The sequence below is a fragment of the Pseudomonas kribbensis genome (genome assembly GCF_003352185.1).
Taxonomy (GTDB): domain Bacteria; phylum Pseudomonadota; class Gammaproteobacteria; order Pseudomonadales; family Pseudomonadaceae; genus Aquipseudomonas; species Aquipseudomonas kribbensis.
This window is the reverse complement of sequence record NZ_CP029608.1, coordinates 3,073,960-3,086,608: the sequence shown is the minus strand read 5'-3', so window position 1 is coordinate 3,086,608 and position 12,649 is coordinate 3,073,960. Positions and strand designations below refer to the sequence as shown.

The 12,649-nt window shown below is 59.5% G+C and carries 10 protein-coding genes; 1 reads left to right on the top strand and 9 read right to left on the bottom strand.

Annotated elements, in window-relative coordinates; translation table 11 throughout:
* The 8 genes from DLD99_RS14055 to DLD99_RS14020 all read right to left on the bottom strand — a co-directional run bounded on the left by DLD99_RS14055 (position 1) and on the right by DLD99_RS14020 (position 9,519).
* Positions 1 to 1,350, bottom strand: coding sequence for an HlyD family type I secretion periplasmic adaptor subunit (locus tag DLD99_RS14055; protein ID WP_114882910.1), 1,350 nt, complete (start codon positions 1,348 to 1,350; stop codon positions 1 to 3).
* Positions 1,347 to 3,131 carry a type I secretion system permease/ATPase gene (locus DLD99_RS14050; protein ID WP_114882908.1) on the bottom strand — a complete coding sequence of 595 codons (1,785 nt, stop codon included), beginning with the start codon at positions 3,129 to 3,131 and terminating at the stop codon, positions 1,347 to 1,349. Before DLD99_RS14050 ends, DLD99_RS14055 begins: the two co-directional genes overlap by 4 nt.
* Before the next feature lie 204 nt (positions 3,132 to 3,335).
* Positions 3,336 to 3,764, bottom strand: a complete 429-nt coding sequence (locus tag DLD99_RS14045) for an AprI/Inh family metalloprotease inhibitor (RefSeq protein ID WP_162803481.1) — start codon at positions 3,762 to 3,764, stop codon at positions 3,336 to 3,338.
* A 92-nt stretch (positions 3,765 to 3,856) separates the two neighbouring features.
* The gene (locus DLD99_RS14040) at positions 3,857 to 5,314 is read right to left on the bottom strand and encodes a serralysin family metalloprotease (protein ID WP_114882906.1); all 1,458 of its coding nucleotides are present in this window, start codon (positions 5,312 to 5,314) and stop codon (positions 3,857 to 3,859) included.
* Positions 5,315 to 5,717: 403 nt separating this feature from the next.
* The gene (locus DLD99_RS14035) at positions 5,718 to 6,803 is read right to left on the bottom strand and encodes a polyamine ABC transporter substrate-binding protein (RefSeq protein WP_114882904.1); all 1,086 of its coding nucleotides are present in this window, start codon (positions 6,801 to 6,803) and stop codon (positions 5,718 to 5,720) included.
* Between the two features lie 56 nt (positions 6,804 to 6,859).
* Positions 6,860 to 7,204: a cupin domain-containing protein gene (locus DLD99_RS14030; protein WP_064596520.1), complete on the bottom strand. Its 345-nt coding sequence runs from the start codon at positions 7,202 to 7,204 to the stop codon at positions 6,860 to 6,862.
* 41 nt (positions 7,205 to 7,245) lie between these two features.
* Positions 7,246 to 8,652 carry an NAD(P)/FAD-dependent oxidoreductase gene (locus DLD99_RS14025; protein WP_114882902.1) on the bottom strand — a complete coding sequence of 469 codons (1,407 nt, stop codon included), beginning with the start codon at positions 8,650 to 8,652 and terminating at the stop codon, positions 7,246 to 7,248.
* A gap of 51 nt (positions 8,653 to 8,703) precedes the next feature.
* Positions 8,704 to 9,519 carry a helix-turn-helix domain-containing protein gene (locus DLD99_RS14020; RefSeq protein WP_114882900.1) on the bottom strand — a complete coding sequence of 272 codons (816 nt, stop codon included), beginning with the start codon at positions 9,517 to 9,519 and terminating at the stop codon, positions 8,704 to 8,706.
* 263 nt (positions 9,520 to 9,782) lie between these two features.
* Between DLD99_RS14020 and DLD99_RS14015 the strand changes: the two genes are divergently transcribed.
* Positions 9,783 to 10,055, top strand: a complete 273-nt coding sequence (locus DLD99_RS14015) for a DUF1652 domain-containing protein (RefSeq protein WP_096820481.1) — start codon at positions 9,783 to 9,785, stop codon at positions 10,053 to 10,055.
* A 56-nt stretch (positions 10,056 to 10,111) separates the two neighbouring features.
* Here the strand turns inward: DLD99_RS14015 and DLD99_RS14010 are convergent, their stop codons facing one another.
* Positions 10,112 to 12,586 carry a UvrD-helicase domain-containing protein gene (locus DLD99_RS14010; RefSeq protein ID WP_114882899.1) on the bottom strand — a complete coding sequence of 825 codons (2,475 nt, stop codon included), beginning with the start codon at positions 12,584 to 12,586 and terminating at the stop codon, positions 10,112 to 10,114.
* Positions 12,587 to 12,649: the final 63 nt, after the last annotated feature.

Below are 12,649 nucleotides of genomic sequence, written 5' to 3'. Positions count from 1 at the left end.
TTATTCTTCAGTCAATGCGGAGCCGGCCCGGTCGAGCAGCGGTTTGAACAGGTAGTTGAGGAGTGAACGTTCGCCCGTGCGCACGAACATTTCCGCCGGCATGCCGGGCTTGATCACCAGGCCGTTGAGCTTCTCCATGGCCTGATCGCTGACGCTGCTGCGCAACACGTAATACGGCGCGCCGGTTTTCTCATCGACCATCTGGTCGGCGGAAATCAGGCTGACTTCGCCGGGAACGCGCGGGGTCTTGCTCTGGTTGAACGCGGTGTAGAGGATGTCCACCGGCAGGTGCGTGCCGACCTTGTCGATCAGGTTGATCGGCAGGTGTCCTTCCACTTCCAGGCGCGTGCCTTGCGGAACGATCTCCAGCAGGGTCTCGCCCTGACGCACCACGGCACCTTCGGTGTGCACGCCGAGATTGACGGCGATGCCGTCCGAGGTCGCAAGAATCTCGCTGTGTTGCAGGTCAAAACCGGCGGAGGTCAGTTGCTCGGACAGGGTGACGCTTTTCAGTTGCGCGTCGGCCAGTTGGCTGCGGACTTCTTTCTGGTATTCCTCACCATGCTGTTGCAGTTTCAGGCGCGATTCGAGAATGCCCTGCTCCACCCGGCCGCTTTCGCCGGTGTTCTCGGCCAGTTGCTGCTGCACTTGTGACAGCTGACGCTGGTATTCCATCAAGCGGTTGCGCGGAATGTAGCCGTTGTCTGCCAGCGGTTGCAGATTGCTCAACTGCTGTTGCAGGGAATCGGCCTGAGCATTGAGATCAGTACGGGCGCGACGCATGCCGGCCAGTTGCGAAGTGGCGCCTTCGATGCTGGCGCGCAATGCAGCCTGCTCGCGGGAGAACGCTTCACGACGGCTGCTGAACAGTTGCCGCTGGCCTTCCAGTACCAGCGCCAGACGCGGGTCCGCGTTGTCGCTCAGCTCTGGCGGAAAGGTCACCTGCTTGAGGTTGTCGCGCTCGGCCTGCCACCGCGCCAGGCTGGCCCAGGCCATGCGGTACTGGGCCTGCAGCGATTGCACGTCGGCGGCGACCTGCGTCTGGTCGAGGCGGAACAAGGGCTGGCCCTGCTTCACGATTTCGCCTTCGCGCACCAGGATCCGGCTGACCACACCGCTGCTCATCGACTGCACGGCCTTGCGCTTGCCGGATACCACCACCGTGCCTTGCACCGGAATCCCTTGATCCAGCGGTGCCAGTGCCGCCCAGGCAAAGAAACTGCCGGCGCCGGCCAGTGCCAGAATCCAGCCCATGCGGGCGAAGAACTTCGCGTCGCGCTCCGGGCGCTCGGTGATGTAGTCGTGTTCCATGCTGGCTTCGTTTTCTGTGTTCATGCTCGCGCTGCTCATACACCCGAATTCCTTGTCGTGGGCTGGTACTGCCGGCTCATGCTGAGCCCGCCCGGTGCCTGCGCGGTTTTTTCAGTTTGTTGCGGCTGTTGCTGCGGGTTGCCGGACAGTGCCTTGAGCACGTCATGGCTCGGACCGAAGGCTTGCAGGCGACCATCGTTGAGCACCAGCAGCTTGTCGGCCTGGGCCAGCACCGAAGAACGATGCGTCACCAGCACCACGGTGGTGCCTTGCGCCTTGAGTTGTACGATGGCGCTGGACAATGCCGCTTCGCCGACGGTGTCGAGGTTGGAGTTCGGCTCATCCAGCACCACCAGGCTTGGCGTGCCGTAAATCGCACGCGCCAGGGCCACACGTTGTTTCTGGCCGCCGGACAGACCGCTGCCGTCCTCGCCCAGTTGCGTGTCGTAGCCTTGCGGCATGCGCAGGATCATTTCGTGAACCCCGGCCTGTTGCGCGGCGGCCACGACTTTCTGCGGATCGGTCTCGCTGAAGCGCGCGATGTTCTCGGCGATGGTGCCGCTGAACAGTTCAATGTCCTGCGGCAGGTAGCCGATGTAAGGACCCAGCTGATCGCGGTTCCAGCGATGGATGTCGGCGCCGTCCAGACGCACCGTGCCGCCGAGGGTCGGCCAAACGCCGACCAGCACCCGCGCCAGGGTCGACTTGCCGGAGCCGGAGGCACCCAGCACACCCAGTACTTCACCGGCCGCCAGATTGAAATTGACCATGTGCAAGGTCGCGGCACGTTGCCCGGGCGGGCCGGCGCTGACCTGTTCGAAAGTGATCTGACCTTTCGGCGCAGGCAGTGCCATGGCGTCGTCGCTCGGCGGGAACGACTGCAGCAGGGAGTCGAGACGGCGGTAAGCCAGCTTCGCCCCGCTCCACTGCTTCCACACGGCAATCAGCTGATCGATCGGGCTGAGCACGCGGCCCATCAGGATCGAACCGGCGATCATCATCCCGGCGGTCATGTCGCCCTTGATCACCAGCAAGGCACCCAGGCCCAGCACCAGCGATTGCAGGCACAGGCGCAAGGTCTTGCTCAGGGAGCTGATGACCGCGCCAGTATCACTGGCCTGGTTCTGCAGGCCGAGAAAGCGCGAATGCACCTGAAACCAGCGCTTGCGCAGCGAGCCGAGCATGCCCATCGCCTGAATGGTTTCGGCGTTGTGCAGGTGGCTGGTGGCCAACTGGCTGGACTTCTGCGAGAAACCGGCGGCTTCGCCCAGTGGTTTCTTGGTCATGTATTCGTTGAGGCACGCCAGGGCGATCAACAGCAGCGCGCCGGCCGTAGCAAGGACGCCGAGCCAGACGTTGAACAGGTAAATCACAAACAGATAGACCGGGAACCACGGCGCATCGAAGAACGCGAACAGCGCAGGTCCGGTGACGAACTGGCGAATGTGGGTCAGGTCACCCAACGACTGGCCGGCGTTGCCCTCACCCTTGAACAGATTGCGCTCGAACGCGGCTTGATAGACCCGCAGGTTGAAACGGCGCTCCAGCTGGCTGCCGATACGGATCACGATGAAGCTGCGCACCACCTCCAGCAGACCGATGAACGCGAAGAACCCCACGACCATCAACGACAGCATCGCCAGCGTGGTTTCGTTTTGCGAAGACAGCACTCGGTCATAGACCTGGAGCATATAAATGGAGGGCACCAGCATCAGCACGTTAATCAGTGCGGTAAAGCATCCGACGCTGATCAGAATACTTTTATAGTCACCCAACGCCTTGAATAAGGGAGCGGTGGCCGGGGCCTTCGCCATCTTCATTGATTATTCCTGAAATGATATTCCCCGCCGTGCTTGGCGAGACTTCAATTAATTGCCCGCACCGAGGACGGGACATACACCGTCAGTATTGGCTTACACTTCAATAACAACTTTCGCGATTTAAACCGGCGTCAGCGTTATTGCAGACTCGCTTATAACTGTAACGGGGCGCCTTATATTTAAACTGTGAGTCGCTTCCGATGATCAGGGCTGTTTGGCAGCTCGTTCGAGTGTAATCATCAGGCCCGACTTCAAAGTGCTCAGATAAAGCCCATCACGTTGTCGGCTGAAGAACTGGATTCTTGAGCCTTCCTTGCCAGTGATCGAAAGACCGTCCGGGTCGGGAAACCAGCCGATGGCGCTGTCCTGCAGCCACGCGCTCAAGCAGTCGGCGCCCTTGCCCAGCGTCTGGTTGGATTCCAGATCGATCAGGCAGATGTTCGACGGTTTGTCTTGCAGCGCCTGCGCTTCGGGGGCGTCGCTGCGAGCGGTCAGTGTCGCTTGCCACTGCCCGGCAAATACCGATGGATCTTCGAGTCTGAGGCTGCTTGCCATGGTTGTTTCTCCAGAAATCATCATCAGCATCGGCAACAGATACGCTGCCGCTTTGCGGGTAAAAGCGAATTGGATCATAGGAAATTTCACTCCGGCGTGTAGCCTTGCTTACCGGCCAAAGCGATGCAAGTAAAGAAAGCGGCGCATCACGCGCCGCCTTCTTTTTTACATCACGCTACGATGTCGCTGATCGCCGCCTGGCCAACGGTGCTGACCTGGAAGTCCGCCACGCCGTGCCCGGAGAAGTCCACCGACAGCAGGCTGTTGCCGCCCGAGGAGGTCAGGATGGCATCGCCCGCCGCACCGGTGAAGGCGCTGACGAAGTGCAGGCCTGCACCATTGGTGATCGCGCTCAGGTCGATTTTGTCCAGACCGCTGACAAAGTCGAGGATCTGATCGATCGCACCCGGCTTGGAGTCGGAGCTGGCTGCGAACACGAAGGTGTCCGAACCCGAACCGCCCCACAGCTTGTCGGCACCGCCGCCGCCCCAGATGATGTCGTTGCCGGCACCGCCCTTGAGTTCGTTGGCTGCGCTGTTGCCGATGATCAGGTCGTTGCCCGAACCGCCGATGGCGTTCTCGATGGTGACGCCCTTGGCGATGGACACGTTGCCCACCAGGCCGCCAACGTCGGAGAACGAGGCTTCATTGAGGTTGATCTTCTGGTTCTGAGTGAAACCCGAGAAGTCGAAGGTGTCCTTGCCGCCCGCATCCCACACCGAGAACACCAGCTTGTCCGACGATGAAGTCGCGCTAAGGAAATCGCGACCGGCGTTGGAGTTGAAGCCATAGGTGGTGTCACCGGTACGGGTGGACATGTTGGCGCCGTAGAGCTTCTGGATTGCTGCGATGTCATCCAGCAGCGGGCCCGAGGCATAGGCTTCGACACCGCCCTTGCTGAAGTTCTGGCTGGTATTGCTTTCACTCCAGTAGCTCATGAGGCTGTAGCCGCGGGTGTCTTGCCCGTAGGAAGCATCCTTGTACGTCGGATTGCCTTCGCCGGCGTTGTAGTCGCCAGGGTGAGACAGGCCCAGGGTGTGGCCGATTTCGTGGGTCAGGGTCTGACGCCCGTAATTGTTCACGCCCGGGTTCTTGTTGACGTCGTATCCACTGCCGGTCAGGTACCAGGACTGACCGTCATAGCCTGGCTCGGTGCCTGGCAGGAAAGCGAATGCCGCCGCGCCTTCCTGACCGCCGCTGTAGTTACCGAAGGTCATGTGGCCGTCGCCACCTTTGGCTGCTTCGGTAAAAGTCACGTTGGCGACATCGGCCCAGGATTGCATGGCGAGCACCGCCTGGGTTTTTTGCAGGGCACTGAACTGACTGAAACCGGTGACGCCCAGGCCGCCGAAGTTGGCCGTCTTGGAGGTCAGAAAGGTGTAGGTCAGTTCGATCTTGCCGCTGCCGTCGAGGTCGTGCCAGGAGGCACCGTCACGCAGCAGTTGAGTGGCGGCTTGATCCACCGAGAAGGAGGGTTTGCCATTGACCGTGAGGTTGCCGCCACGATCGTACTGATGGCTGAAGCTATTGATCTGGTTGAACGCCGAGCTTGGCGCCGCCAAAGGTGCCGCGTTCAGCTGGAAAGCCTGTTCGGCGGTATCAATAGCATTAGCTTTTACTTTCGACATAAACACACTTCCTTGTTTAGCAATGGAACAGTTTTTGTCCGATAGCGACAACCTCTGGCGAGATTGTCCTATCACTCGCCCAATGAAGGCGTAAGAAACCTGACACAATTTGAAATCTGTCGTCTAGCGATTTTTCGAGATCAAATTGAACTATTCCGGGAAAGTCCCGTAAACAAAGCGCGTGCCGCTGAAAGAATGTTGTAAGTGTGGTGAATTTGCCTAATTGTCTGACGATTTCTTATTTAAATATTAAATATCGGTAAGTTGCTTTTTGTTAGCCGCGTCTCACTTTCCTGCACTTTATTAGTGCGGTGCCAGTGAAGTGACATCAAACAAATAAACATATGCAGCGGGCGTCATATGCCTCTGACGGAGCGGGAGAAAACCCGCTCCGTCAGTTTTTTCAGCTACCGGTACGAATCTTGTTCCAGACGCGCGTGCGGATCCGGTCGATGTTCAGCGGCATGGCCTCCAGTGCGAACAATTTGCCCATCATTTCCGGGCTCGGATACACCTTGGTGTCGTTCTTGATGGCCGGGTCGATCAGGCTGTCGGCCTGTTCATTGCCATTGGCGTAATGCACGTAGTTGCTGATGCCGGCCATGACGTCGGGTTGCAACAGGTAGTTCATGAAGGCGTAACCGGCCTTGGCATCCGGGGCGTCGGCGGGCATGGCGACCATGTCGAACCAGATCGCGGCGCCTTCCTTGGGAATCGCATAGCCGATATCGACGCCGTTCTTCGCCTCTTTGGCGCGATTCTCCGCCTGCAGGATGTCGCCGGAGAAACCGACCGCTACGCAGATATCGCCGTTGGCCAGGTCGCTGGTGTACTTCGAGGAATGGAAGTAGCTGACATACGGCCGCACTTTCATCAGCAGCGCTTCGGCCTTCTTGTAGTCCTCGGGGTTCTTGCTGTGATGCGGCAGACCCAGGTAGTTCAGCGCTGCCGGCAGCAGTTCCGGGCCGTTGTCGAGGATCGCCACGCCGCACTTCTGCAGCTTTTCCATGTATTCGGGCTTGAAGATCAGATCCCAGGAATCCACCGGTGCGTTATCGCCCAGTACGGCCTTGACCTTGGCGACGTTGTAACCGATGCCGGTGCTGCCCCATAGATACGGGAAGCCGTGTTCGTTGCCCGGATCGTTGGTCTGCAAGGCCTTGAGCAATACCGGATTGAGATTCTTCCAGTTCGGTAACTGGCTCTTGTCGAGCTTCATCAGCGCCCCGCCCTGAATCTGCCGCGCCATGAAATGGTTGGACGGAAACACCACGTCATAACCGGATTTGCCGGTCATCAACTTGCCGTCAAGGGTTTCATTGCTGTCGTAAACGTCGTAAGTGACGCCGAGACCGGTGGCTTTTTCGAAGTTTTTCGCGGTGTCCGGCGCAATGTAGTCGGACCAGTTGTAGACCTTGACCGTTTCCGCTGCCTGAGCAAGGGAAGCAGCGAGCATCAAGGGGGCGAGAGCGAGGGTCTTTCGGATCATGGATCGATTCCTGTATTGGCTATTGTTGTTGGCAGGCAATCAAAAGGATCAAGCAATCAGAAAATCAGGACGTAGGTCTTGCGCACGGTCTCCTGGATGTCCCAGATGCCGAGCGTGTTGGCCGGCAACATCAGTGCGTCGCCACCTTGTATGTGCAGGGTTTCGCCGCCATCGTCCGGGGTGAATGTGCAGCGACCGGAAATGAAGTGGCAGAACTCCTGGGCGGTGATCTGCCGCCGCCAGCGACCCGGGGTGCATTCCCAGACGCCGGTTTCGACGCCGTCGTCGCGCTCGACGCTGGTGGTCGAAGCAATGGCGACCGGCGTGCCAAGCGGTACGGCCACCGGGTTGGATTCGTCCAGTTGCAGCGTTGCGGTGTTCTTGAATTGGGTGATGCTCATGGCGCTTCCTGTCTTGAAGGCTGTCTGGAATTGAACGATGTTTAGTGCATGAAACCTTCCATGAACCCGGCCACCCGACTGGCGAGCTTGCGCCGCCAGGGCGCGGTCGCCGGGTTGGCCAGGGTCTGGTCTTCGTGAACGAAGCTTTTGATGATCGCGTTGTAGCCGAGCCAGCGGCACGGTTCCGGCTCCCAGGCCCGCAGCGCATGAATTCCGCCATCCGGCAGCACCCAGGGTTGATGCACCAGTTCGGTATCGCGCTCGAGAATCAGATCGGCCAGGGTGCGGCCGCCGAGGTTGGAAGCACCGACGCCCTCCCCGCCATAACCGCCGGACAGCGCGATGCCGTTGGCCCGGTCACAGAGCATGTGCGGTTTGAAATGCCGGGACATGCCGAGATTGCCGCCCCAGGCGTGGGTGATCGTGGTGTTTTTCAGTTGCGGGAACAGCTCGCCGAACAGATAGCGCCGCAGCTCCACTTCATCCTGGGTCAGATCGAAGTTGTGGCGTAACTGGCCGGCGAACTGATAGCCGCCACGGGCGCCGAAGATCAGCCGGTTATCGGCGCTGCGCTGGCCGTAGGTGACTTGACGGCTGAACTCACTGAACGCCTGGCCACGGCTGAGGCCGATTTCGTCCCAGGTTGCCGCCGACAACGGTTCGGTGGCGACAATCAGGCTCTGCACCGGCAATTGATAGCGACCCAGCGGCGGTAGCGTCACCGAATAACCTTCGATGGCCGGGACGATCCAGCGACTGCGCACGCTGGCCTTGTCGGTGCGCAGACTGCCCGACTGCCAATGGGTCACGGGGCTGTTTTCGTAGATTTTTACGCCCATTCCTTGAACGGTTCGCGCCAGGCCTCGTACCAGTTTTGCTGGCTGGATGGTTGCCACGTGCGGGGCGAAGATTCCGCCGTAAGGTTTGGCGACGCGAATCTGTTGCGCCAGTTGCTCAGGATTGAGCCACCGATAATCGTCGTCGGTCAGGCCTTGGGCGTGCAGTTTGTTCAGATACTCGCGCAGGCTGGCTTCCTGTTCGGGATAGCGCGCGGCGCAGTAAAGCACTCCGCCCTTGCGGTAATCGCAGTCGATGCCTTCGCGTTCGAGGACGACTTCGACTTCATCGGGAATGCTGTGCAGCAGATCGAATGAGGCGCGGCGCTGTTGTGGCGACAGGCCCGCCAGCAGGCGATCCTCGCCCAGCAGATTGCCCATCAACCAGCCGCCGTTGCGGCCGGACGCACCAAAACCGGCGGTTTGCGCCTCGACAATGGCAATGTCCAGGCCTGGCGCGTATTTCTTCAGGTAGTACGCGGTCCATAACCCGGTGTAACCGGCGCCGATGATTGCCACGTCGACGTCAAGGTCTTGTTCCAGCGCCGGGCGCGCAGTGAGCGGCTCGTCGAGTTGGTCCATCCACAAACTGATAGTGCGCCACGCCGGCATGCAAGACTCCGCCAATCCAGATTTCGATGGCGTCGATCCTAGTGGCTGACCTCAAGGACTGTCTTGCGCGCGTGTCCGCAAAGAAATTTGTTTGGCATAAGCCTTGGGCGACTGGCCGGTGTGCTGGCGGAAACAGCTATAAAACGCCGAAATCGAGTTGAACCCGGCGGCGAACGCCAGCTCATCGATGCGCAATGGCGGCGTGGCGTTGTCCAGCGATTGCAGCAAATGCTGGAGCCGTGCCTGATTCACGTAGCGGTAGAAGCTCTGCCCCAGCACCTGGTTCAGCAGATAGGAAATCTGGTTGCGACTGTAACCGCACTCCTTCGCCACCCGTTGCAGATCCAGTTCGGGATCGAGGTACGGCTGCTGACGCTGGAAATACTGCTGCAGGTCTTCGGCCATGAAACTCAGCTGGCGTGGCGACAGGCCCAGTCGGCTCGCCGCCGGACGCTGACTCGGCGTCGAGGTACTGGAGCCCTGCTCGCGCACCAGTGATGCGTATTCGTTGACCCGCCAGATTTTCGCGTCCTTGACGGTGATCGCTTCGCTGGAACGGAACGACACCAGGCCATTGCCGCCACGCAGGGTCACTTCGTATTGAATGAACGCCGTATTGCCGTCGATGCGGATCCGGTCGCAATGCTCCAGCGCTTCGTCGGATTCACGGGGCATGCTGACGCGAACGTACTCGCGCAGCTCGTCGAGGCCGAGCACGCGGTTCTGAAAGAAATCGTTGTACTGAATGTCCGGATGGTAAAGCGCCATGACGCCATCCAGGTCCCGGTGTTTCCAGCACAGGTGATAGCGCATGACCGTTTCGGCCGTGGCCGGGGTCTGCTGCGGGCCGTCATCATCGGCGTGCATAAGGGACTCTTGGCAAAAGAACCGAGCTTGCCCAACTTCGGCCCCGGCATCAACAACCCGGAAGTGATGGCACTTTGTCGATGATTTCATCAGCCGTGACTTACATCAAAAAAATCCCTGCAATCGCCAAACGGCCTGAAAATTCTCACAGGCTTTTCACATCCAGATGCTACTTTTAAGGACAGTCACCGGTTGAGCCAATGAAGGCTCTTCCCACCTACCATGAGCAAACGGAAGCGCTCGATGAAGAAGGCGGGCAACACATGAACAAAGGGTCAAGCAAGGTCACGTTCCCCAATGCCTGCCAGCTGATGCGCTGGCATTTTCATCCCATGGGTTTCGAAGCCACGATGGACGCACCGGGCAGCATGATCGCCCGCCTGTTCGATCGGGCCAGCGGCGAAACCCTGATCGCCATTGCCGGCATTCCTTGCGCAACGGTGATGAATGCAGCGGATGTCGAACGAATAATCGAAGCCGTCGAGGACGAACTGGAAGCTTTTGTTCCTCCTGAGTCTCTTAGAAGTTACGCCTAAACCATTGATTTAAAAAAAAAGCCCGCTGTGCGCGGGCTTTTTTGTGGGCGCTCGGTTCAGGCGGTTTTCTTTTCCGGCCGGTGATCGACGAAGAACGGCTTGCCCTTGGCGACCCGGTCCGACGCACGCGGCATGTTCACGGCCTGGGCATCCTGCGGCTCGACATACCAATAGCAATGACTCACTGCCCGGGTGATGCCGACATAGGCCAGACGCAGGATTTCGTCTTTCTGCGCCGTGTCGTAAGGCTCGTTGTCACCGGCCTTGCCCAGCCCGGCCATGCGGTAAACCTGATTCTTGTAGGGCGAACTGGTGAGGTGCTGGCAGTCGCCCAGCAGAAACACCGCGTCGGCCTGCAAGCCTTTGGCGCTGTGATAGGTCAACTGCTTCAAGCGCCGGGACTCGTACGGCAAGCTCGAATCAACATTAACTACTGACTGAATATGCTGCTCTATCAATGACTTATCGCTACTTTTTCGATAGAGCATCAAGATCGAATCGCCGTTTCTGTAGTGTTCCGCCAGGCGTTGGCCCAGTGCTTGGTCGTCGCGTTCCAGCACATTGACCGGTTGCAACGGCTTCTCCTCGCCGCTGGCTTTGGCTTTTTTGCCGGGAATCGCCGGTGCGGCACGAACGATGTGCTCGGCTGCGTCGATGATGTGTTGATGGCTGCGATAGTTGTCGCTGAGCATCACTCGCGTGGTGCTCGGCGAGGAAAACTCCTTGTTGAACTCCATGAAGTAGCTCGGCGAACTGCCGCGCCAGCCGTAGATCGACTGCCAGTCATCCCCCACGCACAGCAAGGATGAGCGTTGCGCACCGCGTCCGACGTGCATCGCCGGGCCACGGCTGCGGATCTCTGCAAGACTGGCACGAATCCACGAGACGATCTGCGGTGAAACGTCCTGAAATTCGTCGATCATCAGGTGCGACATCGGGCGCAGCAGTTCATCGCTCAGTAGCTTGAGGTTTTCCGGCGAGTGCTCGCTGAACAATGCGAACATGCGGTTGTAGGTCATGATCGGTGGCTTCTGATCGAGCAAGTGATCTTCCAGTGCCCGCCAGAACAGGCTCAGCGCCTCGAAGAAAAACCGGTCCGGATCATCCTTGGCGAAACTCATGCGGCCAACGGCGTCCGGCACATCCAGGCCCAGGTTCTCGATAAACCCGGCGGCAGCGACAAAACAGTCCAGCAACGGCGCGGATACGAGCTCTCCCTTGACCTTGTAATCGAAGCCGGGACCCGCACTGGCATCACCGGCCAACGTGGCCAGAACACGCCTTGATGACTCGTAACTATCTATCCAAATCAATGGTTTACGACAGAAAGCTTGAAACAGTGTGCGCTTCACGGCCCATTCTGCGCGGACCGTCAGCTTGGCATTGGGGCGGCAGACTTGCGGGTTTTCTCTTGGATCGAAGCCCAAAACGACCCAGGCATCGAGACTCGGGATATAGCCATGACAGTGAAAGGTCGAGCCGTTGATCTCGAAAGTCTGACGATTCGGCTCAACCCCCTTGATCGGCCAGGCATCGGCGCGAAACCACAGATCCTCGATCACATCGCACAGTTCTTCGTCACGCCTGGCCGCCAGTTCGGTCACCGCCATGCGTTTTTGCACGTCCGGGTGATCGCGCTCCAGCTCCTTGAGCTGCAAGGCATGCCGGGACAGTGGCTGGATCAATTGCCGGAAATGCTCTTCCTCGGTGTAGAGCCGGTGATAGCAGGCGTTAAGCTGCTGGCGCTGGGCGTCGTTGATCCGCAGATCGAATGGATTGCTGTCGACATCATCGTCCCCGCCCTGTGGCCGCAGACTGAGGTTTTCAAACGCCTGCAAACGCTCGAACCCCGGCAGGCTGCGCACCATCGGCAGAATCCGCGAATGGAAGGTGCGCACCAGATCCCGGGCGGTTTTCTGGCTCAGGGAATGACCCCAGAGGGCAAACAGCTCGATCAGTTTGCTGATGAAGTCTTTGCGCGATTCCCGGGTGAACGTCACCACGGTCATCGAATCCAGCTCAAAGCCCAGATAGTGCGTCAGCAGCAGGATGCGCAACACCAGCGTGGTCGATTTGCCAGCCCCCGCCCCGGCGACCACCGACGTTGACGGCGTATCACTGAAGATCATCTTCCATTGCGCCACGCTCGGCTGAGCGTGGGCCGGCAGCAAGCGGGCAACGTCAGCCTTGATGCGTTTCTTCAGCTCGGCAGTCAGCGGCAGACGCCAGTCATCGAACAAGTGATTGTCGATACCCGGCGCACGATGCTCGGTGCTGCGGCTGTCGCGGATCAACAGGACCTGACGACCCTCTTCCAGTCCCTCGGCCTTGCCCTCCTTGTAGCCGTAATCGAACCCGGCGGTGTGCCCGCTGCGAAAGCCATCGGCCTGACCGTGCAGCCACGAGGCCCGATGCTGGGCGCGCAATTGCGTCAGACCATGCCCGAGGAAACGCGCCGCCAAGCGTTTGAACCACGGCATCTCGGCCAGGGGACGAAGTTCGGGAGGAAGATCGGGGGTGTGTTGCGCCACGCTGACGGACTCCAGAGGCTGAGGCTGTTGAGGGCTATGGTGTCTGCATTTGCCGTTGAGTTC

Excerpts from the sequence above, each read along its gene's own strand:
- DLD99_RS14055 (WP_114882910.1), bottom strand. The coding sequence starts at position 1,350 with ATGAGCAGCGCGAGCATGAACACAGAAAACGAAGCCAGCATGGAACAC.
- DLD99_RS14050 (WP_114882908.1), bottom strand. The coding sequence starts at position 3,131 with ATGAAGATGGCGAAGGCCCCGGCCACCGCTCCCTTATTCAAGGCGTTG.
- DLD99_RS14045 (WP_162803481.1), bottom strand. The coding sequence starts at position 3,764 with ATGATCCAATTCGCTTTTACCCGCAAAGCGGCAGCGTATCTGTTGCCG.
- DLD99_RS14040 (WP_114882906.1), bottom strand. The coding sequence starts at position 5,314 with ATGTCGAAAGTAAAAGCTAATGCTATTGATACCGCCGAACAGGCTTTC.
- DLD99_RS14035 (WP_114882904.1), bottom strand. The coding sequence starts at position 6,803 with ATGATCCGAAAGACCCTCGCTCTCGCCCCCTTGATGCTCGCTGCTTCC.
- DLD99_RS14030 (WP_064596520.1), bottom strand. The coding sequence starts at position 7,204 with ATGAGCATCACCCAATTCAAGAACACCGCAACGCTGCAACTGGACGAA.
- DLD99_RS14025 (WP_114882902.1), bottom strand. The coding sequence starts at position 8,652 with ATGCCGGCGTGGCGCACTATCAGTTTGTGGATGGACCAACTCGACGAG.
- DLD99_RS14020 (WP_114882900.1), bottom strand. The coding sequence starts at position 9,519 with ATGCACGCCGATGATGACGGCCCGCAGCAGACCCCGGCCACGGCCGAA.
- DLD99_RS14015 (WP_096820481.1), top strand. The coding sequence starts at position 9,783 with ATGAACAAAGGGTCAAGCAAGGTCACGTTCCCCAATGCCTGCCAGCTG.